18 protein-coding genes and 1 tRNA gene are annotated in these 20,494 nt (G+C 43.5%); 5 read left to right on the forward strand and 14 right to left on the reverse strand.

Annotated features, from left to right (window positions below):
* The first annotated feature begins 172 nt into the window (after positions 1–172).
* Genes B5D55_RS05670 through B5D55_RS05690 form a run of 5 tightly spaced genes read left to right on the forward strand, consistent with a single transcriptional unit; the run spans position 173 to position 6,595 of the window.
* Positions 173–1,666: a polysaccharide biosynthesis protein gene (locus B5D55_RS05670; RefSeq protein ID WP_078933035.1), complete on the forward strand. Its 1,494-nt coding sequence runs from the start codon at positions 173–175 to the stop codon at positions 1,664–1,666.
* A complete protein-coding gene (locus B5D55_RS05675; protein WP_078933036.1) occupies positions 1,659–2,906 on the forward strand; it encodes a DegT/DnrJ/EryC1/StrS family aminotransferase in 1,248 nt (415 codons plus the stop codon). The genes B5D55_RS05670 and B5D55_RS05675 overlap by 8 nt, the downstream gene beginning before the upstream one ends.
* Positions 2,899–5,295, forward strand: coding sequence for a xanthine dehydrogenase family protein (locus B5D55_RS05680; protein WP_078933037.1), 2,397 nt, complete (start codon positions 2,899–2,901; stop codon positions 5,293–5,295). The genes B5D55_RS05675 and B5D55_RS05680 overlap by 8 nt, the downstream gene beginning before the upstream one ends.
* Positions 5,292–5,762: a (2Fe-2S)-binding protein gene (locus tag B5D55_RS05685; RefSeq protein ID WP_078933038.1), complete on the forward strand. Its 471-nt coding sequence runs from the start codon at positions 5,292–5,294 to the stop codon at positions 5,760–5,762. The genes B5D55_RS05680 and B5D55_RS05685 overlap by 4 nt, the downstream gene beginning before the upstream one ends.
* A 26-nt stretch (positions 5,763–5,788) precedes the next feature.
* Positions 5,789–6,595, forward strand: a complete 807-nt coding sequence (locus B5D55_RS05690) for an FAD binding domain-containing protein (protein ID WP_078933039.1) — start codon at positions 5,789–5,791, stop codon at positions 6,593–6,595.
* Between the two features lie 55 nt (positions 6,596–6,650).
* Here B5D55_RS05690 and B5D55_RS05695 read toward each other — a convergent pair.
* The 14 genes from B5D55_RS05695 to rpe form a co-directional block, all read right to left on the reverse strand.
* A tRNA-Arg gene (locus tag B5D55_RS05695) sits at positions 6,651–6,724 on the reverse strand.
* A 77-nt stretch (positions 6,725–6,801) separates the two neighbouring features.
* Positions 6,802–7,602, reverse strand: coding sequence for a hypothetical protein (locus B5D55_RS05700; protein WP_078933040.1), 801 nt, complete (start codon positions 7,600–7,602; stop codon positions 6,802–6,804).
* A gap of 86 nt (positions 7,603–7,688) precedes the next feature.
* Complete coding sequence (locus B5D55_RS05705) at positions 7,689–8,351, reverse strand: tetratricopeptide repeat protein (protein WP_078933041.1); 663 nt, start codon at positions 8,349–8,351, stop codon at positions 7,689–7,691.
* A 13-nt stretch (positions 8,352–8,364) separates the two neighbouring features.
* Positions 8,365–9,936: a sigma-54-dependent Fis family transcriptional regulator gene (locus tag B5D55_RS05710; RefSeq protein WP_078933073.1), complete on the reverse strand. Its 1,572-nt coding sequence runs from the start codon at positions 9,934–9,936 to the stop codon at positions 8,365–8,367.
* Positions 9,937–9,951: 15 nt separating this feature from the next.
* On the reverse strand, positions 9,952–12,309 hold the full coding sequence (rpsA, locus tag B5D55_RS05715; protein ID WP_078933042.1) for a 30S ribosomal protein S1: 2,358 nt from the start codon (positions 12,307–12,309) through the stop codon (positions 9,952–9,954).
* Positions 12,310–12,328: 19 nt separating this feature from the next.
* A complete protein-coding gene (locus B5D55_RS05720; protein WP_078933043.1) occupies positions 12,329–13,090 on the reverse strand; it encodes a pseudouridine synthase in 762 nt (253 codons plus the stop codon).
* Positions 13,053–13,592: an SMC-Scp complex subunit ScpB gene (gene scpB / locus B5D55_RS05725; protein ID WP_200805294.1), complete on the reverse strand. Its 540-nt coding sequence runs from the start codon at positions 13,590–13,592 to the stop codon at positions 13,053–13,055. The genes B5D55_RS05720 and scpB overlap by 38 nt, the downstream gene beginning before the upstream one ends.
* Positions 13,593–13,665: 73 nt before the next feature.
* Positions 13,666–14,514 carry a segregation and condensation protein A gene (locus tag B5D55_RS05730; RefSeq protein ID WP_078933044.1) on the reverse strand — a complete coding sequence of 283 codons (849 nt, stop codon included), beginning with the start codon at positions 14,512–14,514 and terminating at the stop codon, positions 13,666–13,668.
* A gap of 33 nt (positions 14,515–14,547) precedes the next feature.
* A complete protein-coding gene (gene folK / locus B5D55_RS05735) occupies positions 14,548–15,084 on the reverse strand; it encodes a 2-amino-4-hydroxy-6-hydroxymethyldihydropteridine diphosphokinase (RefSeq protein WP_078933045.1) in 537 nt (178 codons plus the stop codon).
* On the reverse strand, positions 15,085–16,218 hold the full coding sequence (gene recA / locus B5D55_RS05740) for a recombinase RecA (protein ID WP_078933046.1): 1,134 nt from the start codon (positions 16,216–16,218) through the stop codon (positions 15,085–15,087).
* Between the two features lie 120 nt (positions 16,219–16,338).
* Positions 16,339–17,433, reverse strand: a complete 1,095-nt coding sequence (locus B5D55_RS05745; protein ID WP_078933047.1) for a tetratricopeptide repeat protein — start codon at positions 17,431–17,433, stop codon at positions 16,339–16,341.
* Complete coding sequence (locus tag B5D55_RS05750; protein WP_078933048.1) at positions 17,433–18,896, reverse strand: hypothetical protein; 1,464 nt, start codon at positions 18,894–18,896, stop codon at positions 17,433–17,435. Before B5D55_RS05750 ends, B5D55_RS05745 begins: the two co-directional genes overlap by 1 nt.
* Positions 18,896–19,807, reverse strand: a complete 912-nt coding sequence (locus tag B5D55_RS05755) for a tetratricopeptide repeat protein (protein WP_078933049.1) — start codon at positions 19,805–19,807, stop codon at positions 18,896–18,898. The genes B5D55_RS05750 and B5D55_RS05755 overlap by 1 nt, the downstream gene beginning before the upstream one ends.
* Positions 19,807–20,442: a ribulose-phosphate 3-epimerase gene (gene rpe, locus B5D55_RS05760; protein ID WP_078933075.1), complete on the reverse strand. Its 636-nt coding sequence runs from the start codon at positions 20,440–20,442 to the stop codon at positions 19,807–19,809. Before rpe ends, B5D55_RS05755 begins: the two co-directional genes overlap by 1 nt.
* Between the last annotated feature and the right edge of the window lie 52 nt (positions 20,443–20,494).

Here is a 20,494-nt window from a genome sequence, read left to right on the forward strand (position 1 = left end):
ACAAGTTCAGGTTTAGTATATTTTTTCTGCACGGTACAATTCTGCATAAGCCTGCATTTTTTAAGCGCAAATTATAGAAGAAAGCGCATAAGCAGTTAAAAAAAACAGTTTATTGGTGTATAATAAAAAAAGAATTTTTATTTCCAGACAGGTTTAAAATAATCGGGCATATATGACACAGGAAGAAAAAAAATTATATATTATCGGAGCTGGATTTGCAGGGCAGACTATTGCCGACGACATCAAGCGAAAAAAAGTATTCGGCACGGTCGCCGCTTTTCTTGATGACGACAAGGAACGAATAGGAACTTCAATAGACGGAGTTTCTGTATTCGGACCGATTGCAGACATTGCTTCAATCCTGCGATTTAAAAAACAGGACGAAGCCATTATCGCAATTCCTAGCGCGCCGGTAGAAAAAATACGAAAAATTTACGAAGTGCTGAAAAAAGCCGGCGTTCCGAAAATCAAAATACTTCCGGGAATTTCGCAGGTAGTAAACGGCAGCGCACATCTGGTGCAGACGCGTGAAATCGATCCGCTTGACATTCTTGGAAGAACACCTGTTACCATTTCCCTAAAAGAAAGCCTTTCATATCTGCGCGGAAAACGCGTCCTTATCACAGGTGCCGGCGGTTCAATCGGTTCGGAGCTGGCGCGACAGCTTCTTTCCGGCGGCGCAGAACGGCTGTATCTTTTCGGGCACGGCGAAAATTCAATTTATCAGATAGACCGCGAACTGCGGCTGCTCCAGTCAGAAGGCGTCGGCGAAAAGGCAACAATCGTTCCGATTATAGGTGATATGATTGACCGTGCCTACACCGACTACATAATCGGTCATACGCATTGCGACGTAGTATTCCATTGCGCCGCATACAAGCACGTTCCGCTTATGGAAGAAAACCCGGTCGCCGCAATTGCAAACAATGTGTTCGGTACAAAAAATCTTCTTGACGCAAGCATAAAACACAACGTACAGCGTTTTGTCCTTATTTCTACTGATAAGGCTGTTGAACCGGTAAGCGTATACGGCGTATCAAAAATGCTGTGCGAAAAACTTGTGCTAGATGCGGCAAAAAAAGCACACGCCGGCTCAGATTTTATGTTTGTACGATTCGGAAACGTTCTAGGTTCTCGCGGCTCAATTCTTCCACTGTTTATGGAGCAGATAAAAAACGGCGGTCCTGTAACCGTAACGTCGCGCGATATGGAGCGTTATTTTATGACAATTCCGGAAGCGTGTTCGCTTGTACTCCAGACCGGCGGAGTCGGAAAGAACAGCGAGTCCTACTTGCTTGATATGGGAGAACCGATAAAAATCGTTGACCTTGCCGAACAGATTATCAAATTCTCCGGGCTTGAGCCTTACAAAGACATCGACATAAAAATTATCGGCAAGCGAAAGGGAGAGCGCGCAACAGAACCGCTGTGGCTTTCGCAGGAATCTCCGCAGAAAACAGCCTACCCTAAAATCCTTAAACTGAAAAACCTTGAATACGACTCCGAACGCCTTTCTTCCCTGCTTGAAGCTCTTTTTCCAGTCTGCTTCTGCACGGAAGAAAATCCTGCCCAAAACGGCGTATTCAGAAACAAAGAATACCTGACGGACATTCTTTGCAGGGATGTGCCGTCGCTAAAAAAATTTTACGAGGAAAACAATGTCTGATGCAGATTCACTGAAAGTACCGTTTACAAAACCGTCAATTTCACAGGAAGAAGAGCAATGCGTCCTTGAAGTCATGCGCTCCGGCTGGCTTACAACCGGAAAATACGCCCTTCAGTTTGAAAACGATTTTTCGCACTTTATGAACAAAGACGAGAGCGGAAAAATCAGGCAGAACAGGGAAAAAGAAGGACTTTCTTCAGCCCCCGTAATAAGCCTTGCCGTAAACTCGAACACAAGCGGAATGATTCTTGCAATGGAAGCCTGCGGTGTTGCTCCTGGAACAGCCGTCATCACGACACCATATACTTTTGTTTCAACGGCAGCCTGCGCACGTCACCTTGGCGCAGATGTATTCTTTGCAGATATTGAAAAAAATTCCTACAGCATAGACGTACTTGCCGTAGAGTCACTTCTAAAAAAAGATGCTGCCTCTTTTAAACCGCGAATAAAGGCAATCGTTCCCGTTCATATTGCAGGAAACGTATGCAATATGCAAAAACTGTGCGCGCTTGCAAAACAATACAATGTCAAAGTAATAGAAGATTCTGCGCACGCGTTTCCGTCAAAAACACAGCTTGGATATGCAGGAACAATCGGCGACATAGGCGTATTTTCATTTTATGTAACAAAGACAATCACCACAGCGGAAGGCGGAATGGTCTGCACGCGCGATCAGGAACTTGCAAAACGAATGACTGTTATGCGTATGCACGGTATGGACAGGACGACATGGGACAGATACACATCTCCGCGTGCAAGCTGGGAATATGACATAGTTGCGCCCGGCTATAAATTCAACCTTCCTGACGTACTTGCCGCAATCGGCTGCTGCCAGCTAAAACGCGCAGAAAGTTTTTTTGAAAAACGCAGTAAAATCGTGCAAAAATACAACAAAGCTTTTTCTACGCTTGATTTTGTGCAGCTTCCGCCGGACGGAGAAGGAAACAGCTGGCATCTTTATCTTCTGCGCATTGTTCCCGAAAAACTTAAAATCGGAAGGGATGATTTTGCAAAAGCGCTCCAGAAAAAAGGCATAGGAATTTCCGTTCACTTTATTCCGCTTTTTCATTTTACGTACTGGAAATCACTCTACCCTGACTTTACTGCGCTCAATTTTCCGAACGCAGAATCGGCCTGGTCAAGAACTGTAAGCATTCCGCTATGGCCAGATATGACTGACGAAATGGCAGAAGAAGTGATAAATGCCGTAATTGCAATAGGAAAGGAATACCATGTCTGAACGAAAGACAAAACGTATAAAAAAACTGCGGAAATCATACATTCTGAAAGATTTTCTTATTGACTGCACGAAGAACAGTATGTACTACGGTGCGCTGGTCAGAAGTCCGTCGTCATTCGGAAAAATTACGAACATCGGAATTACAAGCCTGCCGGAAGGCTACTATCTTTACACAGCGCGCGACATTCCGGGCGAAAACGTAATTCACACGCTGGACACAGACACGCAGATTTTCTGCACGGAAGAAGTGCATTACGCCGGCGAACCGGTAGGAATTCTTGTAGGTCCGGACATACAGAAAGTACGGAAACTTGCATCTGAAATTCAGCTTACTTTTGACATAAGTACAATCGAAAATGTAGCAAAAAATCTTTCGCGCATATACAAACGCCCTTTTCTTGAACTTCCCGGTTACGTTACTGATAAAGACAGTGCCATCGCCGACATCGTAGATGACCTGAACATTCTGCCGTCGCTCGACTCGCTTCCGGCACCTACAGAAAAATCAAGCTACACTGCGCCTGAGCAGATTACAAAAGTAATAGAAAGCATAACTCCGCACCGCACGGAATCTGCTGTTCTTGCAAAACGCGAAATAAGAACCGGATTTTTTGAAAATGTCCGCGATGAAAAAGAAACGGACAGTTTTTTCAAGAATGCAGATTTTTACGTTTCCGATGTCTGGACAAACAGGGAAAAATCTCCCGTATGGATAGAAACGAGCGGCGCGCTCAGCTATATGGAAGGCTCAACGCTGAACGTTCTTTCTACAACGCAATGGCCGGCGCACCTTCAGAAAACGCTTTCAAATGCTCTGAACATTGACGAAAACCGCATAGAAATACGCAAAACGCTTTCCCAAAGCAAGAATTTTAACGGAACCTGGCGCACGACGACGCTTGCTGTTCAGTCCGCCCTTGCCGCAGTTCTTTCTGACCACCCGGTAAAACTTCTTCTTACAAGAAAAGAGCAGGAACTGTTCAATGCGCCTGGAATCAGCGTTACAATAACACAACGCTCTGCCGTGGACAAAGAAGGTCATATAAAGGCAATGCAGGTCTTTATTGAAGGCGACGCAGGATATACAAATCCGTTTGCAAAAGAAATCGCAGACAGACTTTCAATCGCCTGTGCAAATTTTTACTGCCCGGAAAACCTTTACATCTGCACCACGATAAAAAACTCGCCAAATCCGCCTACGTCCATCTCCCTTGAAACTATTGATTCCGGAGCTTTTTTTGCCGTTGAAAATCATCTCAATCATATTGCGCATTTAACAGGAATACACCCGGACGAACTTCGCTTCATCAATATGAACAATGAAAAGTCGATTTTTAAGTACAAGAACATAAAATACGAAGAAGCCGTAAAAGCAGTCGTTCAGGCAAGTGATTTCTCCAGAAAATATGCGACGTTCCGGCTGACCACGCATTATGACGGACTGCAAAACGGCCGCATTTTCACCTCCCTTCCAAAACGCGGAATTGCTATGACATGCGCGTATGAAGGAGCGTATTTTTACGGCACGACGCTTTCTGTTTCCGAGCAGAAAATGGAAGTAACGCTGGAACTTGACGGTTCTGTAACAATCAATTCGCCGATACCGTCTGATTCTATAGCAGAAATCTGGAAAAAAATCGTTTCGGAAAACCTTCAGATTGATGTTTCAAACATTACGATTACGGCAGATGAAAATTCCAGCCAGTTCGATGAGAATTCCCTGCCGGAAAGTCTTTCAAGCAACGTAAGCCTTATGACAACGCTTTTAAAACGATGTTGTGGCGAGATCCAGAAAAAACGATTTTTAAATCCGCTGCCAATTACCGCAAAAAAAAGCCCGACTCCTGCAATGAAACGCCAGTGGAACAGGGAAAAATTTTCCGGCTATCCGTTCTATTCAACATCATTCGGAACAGCAATCGTTGAAGTTGAAATTCACCCGTATACCTACAAGCAGAAAATCAACGGTATCTGGATTGCAATTGACTGCGGAGAAATTCTCTCATTTAAAGCCGCTGAAAACACGGTAAAACTTTCCATACGGCAGGAACTTGAGCATCTTACGGAAGACGACAGCATTTCTTGCGATATGATAAAAATCTATTTCATACAATCGTCAAATCCGCCGTGCCAGCTTGGCTCGCTAATCCATAACCTTATTCCGGCCGCATTTGCCTCCGCAACATCACAGGCAATTTCGGAAGTGATTTCAGAAGTACCGTGTACGGACGAACAGATTTTTACATTGCTGGAAAAGCAGCGGCAGCTTGATGCGACTTTGGAATATAAAGAAAGCGCAGAAGCCGGCGAATTGACAGAAACTGAAAACAAAGCCGAAGAGCAGGAAGAAAACGCCGGAAATCAGGCGCAAACGGAGGAACAGCAATGAACATTCCTATGATAATCAACAATGAAAAAATACTCGTTCAGTCTGCGGCAGACGCCTCTCTTCTTTCCGTACTTAGAAAACAGCGACTGGTACAGGTAAAACGCGGCTGCGAACTTGGAATATGCGGTTCATGCACAGTCCTTATGAATGACAAGCCCGTCCCGTCCTGCAAAATTCCTGTAGCACTCGCAATGAACAAGGAAATAATAACGCTTGAACATTTTATGAAGGACGAAATGTACATAAGCATTATGAAAGGATTTACAAAAGCCGGAATAAAACTGTGTGGCTACTGCAATTCCGGGAAAATTTTTGCAGCAAAAGCAATTCTTTCTACATCTGCGCGCCCTACACGCGCAAAAATAGCAGAATACACTCAAAATCTTTCTCCCTGCTGTACAGACCAGGATACACTGATAAACGGCATTCTCTACGCGTTTGAAATCCACAATAAAAAAGGTCAGTAACGCTCAGCAGACAAAAGGAATGAATTATGAACGAAACAGAACGTAAAGTTTTCTTTGCCCGAAATATACAGGAACTCTTCTACCAGAAAAAAACTATTTCTGCGCTTCAGGTTATCGGCGCGTGTACTCATCTTGAACATCTGCCTGAAAAATCCATTTCAACTACTCTTATCCCGGAACTCAGGCAAATTCACAAACACGAACGATTTATAGAATTCGGACCAGGCGTTACTCTTGCAGAAATTATGGCTCTTGGAGAACGGCACATTCCGTCAATTCTCTATCAGGCGGTCTGTGGAATTGCAAACCCGTTCGTCCGCAATATTGCCACTATCGGCGGAAACATCTGTGCCGGACCGCAGCGTCTTTCCCTGTTCGCGCCGCTTCTTGCACTTGATACACTGCTTGAATTACGCTCTCCGTCAGAAACATCATACATTTCCCTGCAAAATTTCAAGTCAATTCCAAAAGATTTTGTCCTCACTAATATTCGTATTCCTCTGAATGACTGGGACGTTTCTATCTACAACAGGCTTGGACCTTCAAATAAAATTACGGAAAATTCTGCCGGCTTTGCCTTTCTTGCCGATTCTGAAAAAAACATCATAACAAATATAAGGATTGCATTCAGCGGACCAATCACATTCAGATGCATTGCCATTGAAAACAAACTTCTGGGACTCCGACTGCCTTTAAACGAAAAAATGACAGCCCAATATTCAGAAGAAGCGGTTGCAGTTTTTGACGAAACAGCAGAAAAAAAATCATATCCGCCTATTCTTCGGCAGCAGTTTCAAAATCTTATAAGATATGCCTTTGATCAGCTTACATAAAAAATCACACAAATTTTCAGGGCATAAAAAAAGTCTGCAAAAAGTTGCAGACTTTTGATCCCTGGCAGAATCGAACTGTCGACCGCATGCTTAGAAGGCATGTGCTCTATCCAGCTGAGCTAAGGGACCGTGCAAATACTATAGTATAAAAGAACAATTTTTGCAAGCAATATGCCATTTTATGTAAGCAAATTACGCACAAAATATCAGTTATTTTCTTCATTCGGGTCAATCGTTACAGAACCTAAATGCAGGATATTGCTGTAATACGGCGTAAAAGAATTATCCTGTCCGACTGCAACGGCATACATATCTACATACCAAAGTTTTTTATCCGAATCAGAAAAGGTGGAAGAATAAGTGACGTCACCGATAGAAGATGAATCATCTTCAGCAGGAACGGCATTTTTTACTTTGTTTGCAGCCAGAGAATCAAGAACTTTATCCTCATCACGCCCGAAATCAAACGTATAACGGTTACCAGTACGCAAAGGAATGCCGATTTCTTCCCATTCCGCACCATCAGAATTTCTCCTGACTTTTATAACAGCCTTGTATTCACCAGAAACATTTTCCTGATAATTTGAAAGACGGATGTATACACGCTGATTATAACTTTCAGCACCAATCAGAGGATCTTTTGTACCATTGCTTGTTCCAAGCGGTTTATACTTAAAGCCGTCAATAAGTTTTGTCGCCGCCGCAGACTCATTCGCCGATGAACTTAACGAACTTAGCGTAGAAATATTGTTTGCCATCGTAGACGAATTATTATAAATCTTGTAATAAACTGCTGTTCCCAGAAAATCAAAATCATCGGCAATATTTCCCTGAGAATTATTCGTCGTAAACTCAAAATAGCGGTTATCATACTCTGTAGAAGCAGTCGGAATATTATGTGCCGTCTGCGGTGCCTGCAAATAATACACAACATCAAGACCGCAGGAGTTAAATACAAAAAGGCAAACAGATAAAAGAAAAATATAAATATACCGTTTCTTTCTCATATTTGCCTCTATATAAACAATGAAAATTTCAGGAAAAAGTTACTGTTTCACCTGTAAAAATGAAAAACATTTTTACAGGTTTATGTCTACTCTGCTCCTAAAGCAATAAGGCGGGTCTTTGCAAGATTTCCCCAGGAAGTGTCAGGATTTTTTCCAAGCAAAGAACGGTATGCTTCTATTGCACCGTCCGTATCACCCTTAGCCTCGCGTACACGTCCAAGACTGAATTCTGCATGGGATGCCATCAGAAAATCTTTAGCAGAAACAGCATATTTGTAATATTTTTCTGCATTGTCCAGATCGTTTATATTCTCATACGAAACGGCAGCATTAAAATATGCAAGCGGTGCAGTATATGATTTTTTTCCTTTTGCAGCAGCAGAAGTCCAGCATTTTGCAGAATTTTTAAAATCCTTGACAGAATAGTAGATTTCTCCAGCCAGCATATTAGCACGAACGCCAACGATTCCGCCTTTCTCAAGATATGCAGACAAATCTTCCAGTGCCTTGTTTCTTCGCATTTCAAGTTCTTCTTCAGAAAGTGAAGCAGACTCCTGAGTCATTACATAGGAAATCGTGTCGATTGCAGCAAGCCCTTTCGTATTTGCCTTTGAAGTCACTGTAACCGCAACCGTATAGGCAATGACAGCAGCCACAACAACCGCAAGAATTGCAATCAGAACATTCTGACGATTTTCCACATAGTTAGAAATTTTTTCGCCGACTGTTGCTTTTTCAAATGTAGCCATTTTATAAACCTCTTTATTTATTTTCACGGATATTTAACTCGCTCATCAAGCGAGATAGATAAGTCCGCTGAATTTCCAAAATTTTACTTGCCTTTGTCTGATTCCAGCCGCATTCTTCCAGAATCTTAATGACATACGCCCGTTTAAATATGTCCTGGGCAGTTTTTAACGAACGGTCAGCGCCAGCACCAGATGCAACAACGCCGGCAAGTTCATCAGTCTGCTCTTCCGATATACCGCACGATGCCGAAATATCTCCGCCCGGATACAGGCGCAAATCCGCCGACTGAATGACAGGCGGATTACCGATAATGCAAGCACGTGCAACGGCATTTTCCAGTTCCCGGACATTTCCCGGCCAGCGATACGACTCCAGAGCCGCCACTGCCGACTCAGAAAAATCAGTATAGTTTTTCCCTGACTCAACAGAATATTTGTGCAGAAAACGCCTTGCAATCGGCAGAATATCCTCTTTTCTTGCACGAAGCGGCGGAATTCTTATTGGCAGCACGTTCAGCCGGTAAAACAAATCTTCCCGGAACTGACCTTTTTCTACCATTTCCGCAAGATTTCTGTTTGTAGCAGCAATAATCCGCACGTCAACGTCTATCGTTTCAGAAGAACCTACCCTCTCAAACTGCTTGTCCTGTATGACGCGAAGCAGTTTCGGCTGCAGGGCAAGCGGAATCTCACCTACTTCGTCAAGAAAAAGCGTTCCACCGTCAGCCATTTCAAAACGCCCTTTCTGCGCAGAATCTGCACTTGTATATGCGCCTTTTATGTGACCGAATAGTTCGCTTTCCATAAGGGTATCCGAAAGCGATGCACAGTTTACGCGCACAAACGGCATCGAAGAACGTTTGCTGTTCAGATAAATCTGTTCCGCAAAAAGCTCCTTACCGACACCGCTTTCACCCGTCAAAAGCACGGAAGAATTTGTAACGGCTGCCCTGCGCACAATATCCATCAAATCTTTTATTGCCGGTGATTCCGCAATAAACTCATGGAATTTTGCCGCTCCTGCAGAATTAAAAGAAATATTCTGCTTCAAAGCCATAATCTGCCGTGTCTGCAAAATGTTTTTTTCGCAAAAACACAGCGCATTTCCGGCAACAGCCGAAAGGCTTTCAAGCATCAATACATCGTAATCAGAAAATTTCAGTCCGCGATCTTTATTTACAAGTTCCAGAATGCAGACAGGTCTTTTCTCGATAAAAACAGGAATGCACAGAAAAGAAGAAACGCGGACAGAAAGTCTTTCGCCTATACGTTCCGCATAGTATAAATCATCTTCTATATCTTCTGCAGACAGAACATTGCCTTTTATAAAAACCTCATGTTCGGCGCAGTTGCCGTCAAGCTCGACATCCTGTTTTTTTTCCTCACCGCCCGCCAGAGAAGCAACGATTTTTATACGCCTCGTTCCCGGCTCATACGTAAGGAAAGAATACAATTCGCATTTAACAAGGCGCATTGCCGCCCGCAATATACGAAACAGCAATGCGCCTTTGTCAGAATAATCCGAATTTATAGAATTGCCGAGTTCGATGAGAGTCTTCAATGTTTCCGGTGAAAACTGATTCATCAAACCCTTCAGCAATTAGTTTTTCTGATTTTTCAAGAAATCACCGAGTGTATACGCACCGTCATCCTCATTGTTAGACGTAGACATATACTGAGATATTTCATCCCGCTGCTGCTTTCTCTTGAATTCACGTACAGAAAGAGAAACTTTTTCTTTTTCTGTATTTACATCAACTACAAATACGTTGATTTTATCACCCACGTTGTACTTCTTTACAGCTTCTTCATACGGAGTTTCGCGGTCATCACACAGATTTGACTTGTTTACAAGTCCCTCGATTCCGTTCGGAGCCTTTACAAAAACACCGAATTCAGTAATGGAAGCAATTTCACCCTCAAGGGTAGAACCCGGCTTGTATTCCTCTGCAAACTGTACCCACGGATTGTCAGTAAGCTGCTTGATACCGACTTTTATGCGGTGATTTTCAGCATCGCAGGCGATTACAACAGCATTAACTTCCTGGTCAACGGCAAGTTCACTTCCCGGATGTTTAACTTTCTTTGTCCAGGAAATGTCATCTGCATGAAGGAATGCATCTATACCGTCTTCAAGAGAGATAAATGCTCCTGCATTGGTAAGTTTTACAACTTTTCCCGTAACTTTTGTTCCGACAGGATATTTTTCAGAAATAGACTCCCAAGGATTTGCAGTAACCTGCTTAATTCCAAGTGAAACGCGTCCTGCCTGAATATCATAGCCAAGAATCATACACTCAACTTCATCACCGATGCTGACCATATCAGACGGCTTGTTGATTTTCTTTGTCCAAGAGAACTCGCTGATATGAACAAGACCTTCAATGCCTTCTTCAAGCTCAATAAATGCACCGAAATCAGTAAGTTTCGTAACCTTGCCTTTTACGATGTCATTTACATGGAATTTCTCTTCAAAGTGAATCCACGGATCTTCCGTAAAATGCTTAAGTGAAAGATTTATTCTTTTTTCAGCCGGATCAAGGCGGATTACCTTAAGTTCAATTTCCTGACCTTTCTTTACAAAGTCCTTCGGACGTGCTACGTGTCCCCAGCTCATATCATTTATATGAAGAAGACCGTCAAATCCGCCCAAATCGATGAAAGCACCGAAACTTGTAAAGCTCTTCACAGTACCTTTTACTGTATCACCGATTTTTACGTTCTCGAAGAATGCATCGCGTTTTTCATCAATCTGTTCTTCAAGATATTTTCTGCGGTTTACAACCACATTTGCTTTATTTTCTGAATAAAGGCGCTCGATATAGAACTGAGATTTTATGCCAAGCAAAGCTTCCGGCTTTTCAACTTTCTGACTGTCTGACTGGCTGATTGGCAGGAATGCATGAATGTCACCGCCAAGATTAACCTCATATCCGCCTTTAACGATTTTGCTAATTGTACCAGATACAGGAGCCTTGTCCTTGAACGACTGTGAAACGTCTTTCCACATACGTTTTGCATCTGCTTTAGTCTTAGAAACTTCCGGACCGTTGCGGCCGAATTTTTTTACTAAGAATACCTGTACTTTGTCCCCGACATTCGGCAGATCACCTGCGAACTCCGTTACGGGAAGCCTGCCCTCTGACTTGCAGCCTACATCAAGAAAAACATACTCGTCTGTAACCTGAATAACGATTCCTTCGATAATCTGTCCTTCTTCAGGATTGCTAAAATTGTTCAGAGATTCCTCTAATTGTGTCTGGAAATTACCCTTGGAGTTCTGGGTTTCTTCCTTTTCCACTTCCATTTCTTCCATTGTAAAACCTTTTCTGTGAATTTGATTTAATATTATCTCACAAACATTATCTATGGTCAAGCGAGAAGTATCAATGTATACTGCATCCGGCGCTCTTTTTAGCGCACCCTCTGCTTTATTCCTGTCGATTTCATCACGTTTTCTTATCGCCTCTTTTATCTCTTCCAGAGTCATATTGCTCACGCCCTGGTCAAAACGGCGCTGTGCCTGAACGTCAAGCGACGCATCAAGGTAGAATTTATAGTCAGCATTCGGGAACACAACTGTCGTCATATCCCTGCCCTCGCATACAATGTCAAGGCTTTTTGTAATTTCCTGCATCCGCTCGTTTACCAGATGACGGACAGGTACAATAGCCGAAACCTGCGCAACATTCTTGCTCACAATGTCATCGTGCAGCCTGTCCTCAACGTCAGTTCCGTTCAGAACAAGGCGGGATTTTTCATATTCAAGTTTTTGTTTCCTGCAAAATGAAATGACAGCCTCCTCGTCAGAAAGATTTACGCCTGCCTCAAGAAGCGAAAGCGTAAGCGCACGGTAAAAACTGCCGCTGTTCAGATACGTAACGTTCAGTTTTTTTGCGATAATTGAAGCGATAGTGCTTTTTCCTGTTCCAGCAGGTCCGTCCATTGCGATAATCATAATATATACTCCATTTTGTCTAAATTGCTTTACTGCGGCAGAGTTTTAAAAGCCCCTGCACTTCATACTGAGAAAGTTCGCGGAACTGCCCCGACAGAAGTCCCTCTATTGTAACAGAGCCGATTCTCACCCGAGTAAGTTTTTTTATGCCGATTTCCTTTGATTTAAATACATTACGAATTTCGCGGTTTTTGCCTTCTATCAGAACGATTTTCATACGACGAGCATTTATTTCCTGTGCACTCTTGCATTTGTAAAAAATACCGTCCACCCGGATTCCTCTCTGGAATTCTTCAGCAAGATTACGCGGAAGCGGAAGGCTCGTATCAACAATATATTCTTTTTCAATTTCTGCAGAAGGATGAGAAAGTGCCGCCGCAAAATCGCCGTCATTTGTAAAAATAATAAGTCCCTGACTGAACATATCCAGCCGGCCTACATTATACAGCCTTTCATTGTACGCTTCCTTAAGAAGTTCTGCGGCAACGGGTCTTCCCTTTTCATCAGAGAGTGTACAGACATAGCCGGCAGGCTTATTTAAAAGAACGTAGCGTTTTGTTTCTTCCGGAAACACTTTTTTTCCGTCAACAAGAACTTCGTCCTGTGCAGAAACTTTTGTTCCAAGTTCCGTTACGACAGAACCGTTTACAGAAACACGACCTGACTCAATAATTTTTTCGCAGGCGCGCCGGCTTGCAACTCCGCTGTGTGCAAGAAACACCTGAAGGCGTATTTTAGAATCATTATCTTGCAAGTTCAAACCTCTGTTCCTCATCCTCATCAAGTTTAGGAAGGTCAGCAATGCTGTTCAAATGAAAGAATTTTAAGAATTCCTTTGTAGTACCAAACTGAACAGGTTTTCCAGGAACATCCTTCCGTCCGACTTCCTTTATCAAGTTACGTTCCAGAAGCAAACGTATCATATTATCTGCGCTGACTCCGCGTATCGATTCAATTTCTCCGCGCGTAACAGGCTGGGAGTATGCAATAATGGAAAGAGTTTCCATCGCAGAACGAGAAAGCCTGGCGCTGTTCTTTTCTCCGTAGCGTTCACGCAGGACTTCCCAGAATTCCTGCTTAGGAACAAGCGACCAGCCGCCTGTAATCATCGTAAGCTCAATACCGGAATTTTCAGCCAGATACTTTTCCTTCAGTTTTTCAATGCACTGCCGGACAACTTCCTCCGACAGGCGGGAAATATTAGACAGCGCCTTCTCCGTAGCAGGCTCGCTCTCCAAAAACAATATCGTTTCAACAAGCGCAGTTTCTTTTTCCAGTTCCATTATTCCATCCACATTTTATTCTATATATTTTACAATATTTAATATACAGTATTTTTCCGCAAACTGCATTAGGTCATTTATTTTCTTCCGAAACAGGAGCAGCTTTATCAATCGTAATTTCCAGCGGTTGCAGAGACTCGCCAGAATCAAGCCGCTTGCAGATTTTTATATCGCCAAACAGCTTGTTCTGAAAGATTGTTATCATTTTAAATTTGACGGCTTCAAGAATAGCCATAAATGCACATACAATATCCATCTCATTACCTTCACGGGTAATCAAATCCGTAAACATACATTCATTCTTTTTCTCAAAAAGCTCGTTCATCAGCGTGATTTTTTCATTTACAGAAATCTCTTCGTACATATTCAAAATTTTTTCATTTGAATACTGACTCACCATACTCTTAAAGAGTTTCTGCATCTGCTGGAGCAAATCCCAGGTATCAATCTGCTCCCAGTCACTTTCGCGCTCGTCAAACGGAAGGACACGCTGAATTTTACTGCGTTCAAAACTCCATTCCGCAGATTCTTCCTTTTCTTCCATCAATTCAGACAGTTTTTTGAATTTCTGATATTCAATAAGCTTGTCAACAAGTTCCTGCCGCGGATCTTCAATCTCTTCATCGTCATAAGTAATTTCAACAGGAAGAAGCATTTTGCTTTTCATATTCAAAAGCATTGCCGCCCATTTGTAAAATTCGCTCAAATCGCCCAAATCAGTCTGAACCGCATAGTCCAGATACTCAAGGTACTGCTCCGTTATCTGCGCAATCGGAATATCATAAATATTGATTTCGCTTTTATGAATCAAAAACCACAGTAAATCAAGAGGTCCTTCAAATTCACCTGCCGCAAACCTGCGCTTTGCACTTTCCGCAGACTCCGATTCCACCGTTAATGTTTCTACAGCTTTTGCATCCATACTGTCATTCCACCTTTATCCAGACTAGAGGCATCAGCAGGTTAAAGACAAAAACTTTTCCTGCACCGTCTTACTGCACTGCACGACGCCCTGCTCAGGAAGTTTCTTCAAAGAAGAAAAAATCGCTTCCTTTTTATTACAATCGGCAGATTTTTTTAAAATCTCAAGTACAGGAATTAAAACAAATGCCCTTTCATTCATACGCGGATGCGGAAGAATAAGGTCAGGAACATTTAAAACAAGGCTTCCGAATTCTTCAATATCAATATCAAGGGAACGCGGACCAAAACGAATTTCCTTACTGCGATTACGTCCGAACTGTTCTTCAATCCGGTGTATTTCGTCAAGAAGCTCAAAAGGAGATGCAGAATCATCAACAAATCCCGTTACTGCCATATTATAGAAATTCTGCTGATTTTCGTAGTACATAGCCTTCGTTTCATACAGCGATGAAAACACCGGCGCAGCAAGAATTTTCTTCAATTCCCTGCACGCACCGGAAAGCAGCTCCACCGGCTCCAGTGCGCCATACGGAGCATTAGAGCCAAGTCCGAGCACAACTCGAATCATTTAGAACAATCCTTCCTGCTCCGTAACTGGTGCAGCAGGCTTTGCCTCTTTTTTCTTCGTTTCTTTTTCTTTCTGCTCAACATTCACAGGATTTCCTTCTTTATCTTTCAGAACCTGTCCAGGGAAGAGCATATCGCGAAGCTGCTTTTCAAGTTTTTTTGCATATTCAGGATCGTTCTCTACAAAGGCAACGGCATTTTCGTGTCCCTGACCGATTTTTATATCACCCTGCGTAAACCAGGCACCTTTTTTGTCAATAATACCGTGTTTAACCGCAGAATCAAGAAGGCTCGCGGATTTTGAAATTCCTTTTCCAAAGTAAATGTCAAGTTCCGTCTTTCTGAACGGTGGCGCAACTTTGTTCTTTACGATTTTTACGCGTACGCGGTTTCCTACAGCTTCTTCATCACCCTTTCCGTCAATTGACTCAATGCGGCGGATTTCAAGGCGGACAGAAGTATAGAATTTAAGCGCCTGACCGCCGGTTGTAGTTTCAGGATTTCCGAACATAACGCCAATTTTCATACGAATCTGGTTTATAAAAATGACGATACAGTTGCTTTTTCCGACAATAGCAGTCAGTTTTCTTAACGCCTGGCTCATAAGCCGCGCCTGAAGTCCCATCTGCGCATCGCCCATATCACCCTCAATTTCCTTCTGCGGAGTAAGGGCTGCAACGGAATCAACGACGATAATGTCAACGGCACCGCTTCTTACAAGACTTTCCGTAATTTCAAGAGCCTGTTCGCCGCTGTCCGGCTGAGAAACCCAAAGGTCATCTATATTAACTCCAAGATTTTTTGCATAAACAGGATCAAGCGCATGCTCCGCATCAACAAACGCGGCTATTCCTCCAAGCTTCTGCGCCTCGGCAATTGCGTGAAGCGCAAGCGTAGTCTTTCCGGAGCTCTCAGGTCCGTACATTTCAATAATACGGCCGCGCGGATAACCGCCGATTCCCAGCGCCTCATCAAGCATAATCGAGCCGGACGGAACGACATCTATTCCGGCAGTATTGCTCTGCGTTCCGAGTTTCATCAGCGACCCCTGACCGTACTGCTTTTCAATCTGAAGGCGCGTAGTTTCCAGAGCCTTTTCCTTCTCTGCCTTATCAACAGGCGTATTTGAAGCCATAATTTCCTCCAAAAATCACAATTCGTTTGTTTCGGGAAAAACAGCCGCATCCGGCAGTCTGTTCTCCCAGATAGTATATAGTATTTTTTTGCACAAAAATGGAAGTTTCTGCACAAAAAATCAATTATTTTCTTTTACGCTCTGATAAACGGCTTTCCCGCGCAGACACAGTCTGCCGTTTTCCGTAGAAATTTTCCCCAAAACAGTAACAGCTTTATCAGCAGAAATAACAGGCGGAACAGTAAACACAACAGGAACTATTCCGTCAACTTTTTCCCCAAACTCATAGCCGACAAGGAGGTCACAGGAATAAGACTTTTCTGACTGAACCGCATTTGAAATGCGCCCCGACCAGGCAACCCAGCAGTCAAGATACAGTGCAGGTTCTTTTGCCACCTGCGAATAGCTTATATTATCACTAAGCGTATCAAACGTAGGCGGCTCAAGATATTCCATAAGAAGCCGAGCTTTCTGCTTTATTGCCACGGACGCATTTGAATTGAGAATTCTGTTTATCTCTATCTGGGCAAGATTATCCCTGTAAGACTGAAAATAACGCTGCGCTTTTTCGTACGAACCGGAAATCTGCTGCGCAGAAAGAATATAGGCAAACGCCCCGGAAGACAAATCTGTTTCCTGCGCATTTTTCTGCTCGTTCACCGTAAGTACCAAAGAGCTTAAATCAGCACGGTTTCCGTCCGAAGGAGAATGAATGCCTGAAAGAAAAAGAACAAGCGCACATCCGAGAGCACAGGCAATCACGGGAACAATAATTCCTGCCGCCTTATACGGATTTGCACCGACAGGCGGATAAAACTGTTCGATTTTTCCTGTATCGACCCAACGGCATATCGTATTAAAATCTCCGCGCATCCTGATAAACTCCATTGCAGAAAGCGCCCTTTTATCACCGGGATCATTATCAAGTATGTCAACATAATAATTTATTGCCCGATCCGTATCGCCGCGCCGCAAATACAAGGCCGCCTGCCCCAGCAAAAGATTTTTATCAGTTATTTTTATGGAACGCGCACGCTGATAATAGGAACTTGCAGAACCAGTATCACCTGCATACAGGCAGGCTGTTCCAAGCATGAGATAGTAGTCAAAATTATCTTCATAAATAGAGGCGCGGCTTTCCAAAAGTTTTATTGCCTTGTCAAACTTTCTGAACCGCATAAAACCGGCGGCGGTTTCAAGCGTATCTCGGGCCATCACATCTGCCTTAACTTCTCAAGAATTGCGTCAAGTTCCGCATTCAGCCTGAGAAGTTCATTTCTGTCAAGATTTTGATCATCGCCCTCAAGAGAATTTATCCGGTCGATAAGACTCTGAATATACTGATAATTCAGTTTTTCCGCACCGATTGTTTCAATGTCAAACGGCACGAATTCTCCGGAACCGGATGTCGCTTCCGTCTGCCCCGAAACAACTTCCGGCACGTCAGAAACAGTCTTTTCAGACACATACACTCCGAAATCCTGCTGAGACAGAGAAATGGAATCCGTATCTATAAACGTAATGCTGTCTTTGACCGCCTTTTCTTTTTCCGCAGAAGAAGACTGTTCCGCTTTCAGGCGTTTTTCCAAAGTGGCAATAAATTCTTCGCCGGCAGGCGTCTCTCCGTCAGAAGCCATTGCAATATAGTAAGTGCAGGAAAATTCCTCTTCCGGCGCAAGACGCTTTTCTTCCCAGTTTATGCAGACCGCAGAATTATTATACGAAAGCACGGAATCAAACGTGCGGGAACGAACGACCTGCGGAATCCAGGACGGAAGCGCAAGAAGATCCTTGTTTCCAAGTGATACGACTTCCGGAGGCGTAATGTCAGCCCCGTGCAGAAGAATCTGCATAGAAGCCTTGCTGTTTGCAGAACAAATCCATTTCATCCTGTCAAATTTCCGGTACTGCATTTCGCTGTTTACGGCAATATCATCGGCGGTAGAAAAATGAGGACCTTTCTGCTCTCCAAGGAACGTATCAAGCACATTCTTCAATGCGAAAACTTCCGTCCGCTTGCTTCTGTTGCGGACAACGGCATTTACTTTCAGAATATCGGCATTTCCGTTCTCGCCGGATTTTATGCACTCAAAACGAACGAGAACGCGTGCAAGTTTAGGAACGACATATACCATCTGTGCACCGACATCAGTTTTTCTTGTTCCGATTACGATTCCTATGTTATTAGACAGCTTGTACTCTTTTTTACCGGCACGCAGGGAAAAGAACGAAGACGTAAACTCGTCATATCCGGCTAAGAGAGGCTGACGCATCGCCTCTTTATTAACGGTATAGATTTGGAAACTTCCGACATTTCCTTTCAAAAGAAGGCGTATGTCACCTACCTGATTTTCAACTGTCTTTGACTGAAAAATTCCCTCGTTGCTTATCAATTCGGCAATATTTATTTTTTTTGACTTTTCAGTTTCCTTCTGTTTTGTTTTTTCCTCTTTCTTGAGCGCCGCCTCTGCCTCTTTTTTCGCTTTTTCAGACTGACGTTTTGCTTCTTTTTCCTGTCTTTTCAATGCCTTTTTTGAGGAAGCATTCGTTACACGCTCCTGAATTTCTATAAATTCATCCCCTGTCGGCAAACTTTCATCCGCAGCTGCGCAAAAAGCCGCCGTACAGCAAAGAAACAAAATTCCTGCAAGCCCTGCACTGATTTTCCCAGCTCTCATTATTTTCCATCCTTAGGCGTTCTTGCCTTCATAAGCTCCTGCGTCCACAACGCCTTCTGCTTCAATGAAGACACCATATCTTCATTCTCATTTTTTATAGTGCTGTTCATCTGTTTTTCTTCATCAAGCCTTGCAGACAAATCATTTTTTTCCTGTTCAAGCAAGGTAATCTTCTTCTGAAGTTCCGCATTCGCATGCTGAAGTTCCATAATCCTGCGGCGCGCTTCTCCGGCACTGTCCGAACCAGACAGCTTCAGCTGCCTTTCATATTCTTCCTTTGCCGCAAGATATTCCTCGCCCGTTTCTTTCAGAAGATACAAAAGTTTTTCTTCACGCGCATTCTGAGCTATTGTTTCTATGCGGTACTGTGCCGCCGCAGCCTTTGCATCATCTGGAAATTCGCTTACGACACGGGAATAAAGAATTTCCGCATCAGAATAATTGTAAGCGGCAAAAAAAGACTCTGCCACCCAGAACAACGCGGATGCATACATCTCGTGGTCAGGATAATAATGACAGAAATCACTCAGCTGAATTACGGAACGTTCGTATTCACCAAGACAGAACAAGGCACGCCCTTTGTGATACATAACATACGAAAGGTACGGACTGTCAGGAAAGTCTTTCAGAAACATCTCGCAGTCCTGATATGCAGACTTGTACTCTCCGGCATACATTTCTGCGGTAATAAGCATATACCAGGTGTCAGAATTGCAATTCTCCGGATAGGAAACGGCGCGCCTGAGCATAAAAACTGCCGACATCCATTCGCCGGACTTAAACGCATCCGTTCCCTGAAGGAACGCCGCAGATGCAATATTCTGACCGTAAGCCTGAGCACAGGAAGGCCGCATACGGCACAGAAACAGCACGCAAAGAGAAAAAAGAACAAGCGGCTTTACTTTTTTCATCAGGTATTCTCCCACTTCATACTTCCGTTAAAAAACGCACTGCCGGACACTACAATATCCGCACCGGCAGAAACAACATCGTTTAAGGTAGAGGCGTTCACTCCGCCGTCAACGGAAACAAGGAACTTAAGGGAACGTTCCTCGCGCAGTTTCGTCAGTTCGCTGATTTTGCGGACGCAGGACGGAATGAGTTTCTGTCCGCCGAAGCCCGGATTTACAGTCATAACAAGCACAAGGTCAACATATTCCAAAAGCTCGCTGACGGCACTTACCGGCGTAGACGGAACGATTGAAATCCCGGCCTTTTTTCCCAAATCGTGGATATGCTGAATAAGCCGGTGAGAATGAATGCACGCCTCGTGATGAAACGTAATCCAGTCCGCGCCGGCAGCTGCAAAAGTGTCCGCCTGTTCTTCAGGATGTTCCACCATCAGATGAACGTCAAAAGGCAGTTTCGTAAGCGGACGAAGACACTGGACTACAGGCTGACCGTACGAAATCTGCGGCACGAACCGCCCGTCCATCACATCAATATGAATAACAGAGCCGCCGTTTTCCTCTACAAGCTTAACGGCACCCTTCAAATCAGCCAAATCTGCACTAAGCAAAGAAGGCGCAAGCATACAATTCTTCATTATTGTACTATAATAGCAGATGAACGGCATATTGTAAATAATTACAGAAACT

Origin of the sequence: Treponema porcinum, assembly GCF_900167145.1 — a bacterium.
GTDB lineage: Bacteria > Spirochaetota > Spirochaetia > Treponematales > Treponemataceae > Treponema_D > Treponema_D porcinum.

Bases quoted from the DNA above. Each gene is read 5' to 3' on its own strand.
- B5D55_RS05670 (WP_078933035.1), top strand. From the start codon at position 173: ATGACACAGGAAGAAAAAAAATTATATATTATCGGAGCTGGATTTGCA.
- B5D55_RS05755 (WP_078933049.1), bottom strand. From the start codon at position 19,807: ATGAAAAAAGTAAAGCCGCTTGTTCTTTTTTCTCTTTGCGTGCTGTTT.
- scpB (WP_200805294.1), bottom strand. From the start codon at position 13,592: ATGGAACTGGAAAAAGAAACTGCGCTTGTTGAAACGATATTGTTTTTG.
- B5D55_RS05680 (WP_078933037.1), top strand. From the start codon at position 2,899: ATGTCTGAACGAAAGACAAAACGTATAAAAAAACTGCGGAAATCATAC.
- B5D55_RS05720 (WP_078933043.1), bottom strand. From the start codon at position 13,090: ATGAGGATGAGGAACAGAGGTTTGAACTTGCAAGATAATGATTCTAAA.
- folK (WP_078933045.1), bottom strand. From the start codon at position 15,084: ATGATTCGAGTTGTGCTCGGACTTGGCTCTAATGCTCCGTATGGCGCA.
- B5D55_RS05700 (WP_078933040.1), bottom strand. From the start codon at position 7,602: ATGAGAAAGAAACGGTATATTTATATTTTTCTTTTATCTGTTTGCCTT.
- B5D55_RS05710 (WP_078933073.1), bottom strand. From the start codon at position 9,936: ATGAATCAGTTTTCACCGGAAACATTGAAGACTCTCATCGAACTCGGC.
- B5D55_RS05750 (WP_078933048.1), bottom strand. From the start codon at position 18,896: ATGAGAGCTGGGAAAATCAGTGCAGGGCTTGCAGGAATTTTGTTTCTT.
- B5D55_RS05705 (WP_078933041.1), bottom strand. From the start codon at position 8,351: ATGGCTACATTTGAAAAAGCAACAGTCGGCGAAAAAATTTCTAACTAT.
- rpe (WP_078933075.1), bottom strand. From the start codon at position 20,442: ATGAAGAATTGTATGCTTGCGCCTTCTTTGCTTAGTGCAGATTTGGCT.
- B5D55_RS05745 (WP_078933047.1), bottom strand. From the start codon at position 17,433: ATGGCCCGAGATACGCTTGAAACCGCCGCCGGTTTTATGCGGTTCAGA.
- B5D55_RS05690 (WP_078933039.1), top strand. From the start codon at position 5,789: ATGAACGAAACAGAACGTAAAGTTTTCTTTGCCCGAAATATACAGGAA.
- recA (WP_078933046.1), bottom strand. From the start codon at position 16,218: ATGGCTTCAAATACGCCTGTTGATAAGGCAGAGAAGGAAAAGGCTCTG.
- rpsA (WP_078933042.1), bottom strand. From the start codon at position 12,309: ATGATTATCGCAATGGACGGACCTGCTGGAACAGGAAAAAGCACTATC.
- B5D55_RS05685 (WP_078933038.1), top strand. From the start codon at position 5,292: ATGAACATTCCTATGATAATCAACAATGAAAAAATACTCGTTCAGTCT.
- B5D55_RS05730 (WP_078933044.1), bottom strand. From the start codon at position 14,514: ATGGATGCAAAAGCTGTAGAAACATTAACGGTGGAATCGGAGTCTGCG.
- B5D55_RS05675 (WP_078933036.1), top strand. From the start codon at position 1,659: ATGTCTGATGCAGATTCACTGAAAGTACCGTTTACAAAACCGTCAATT.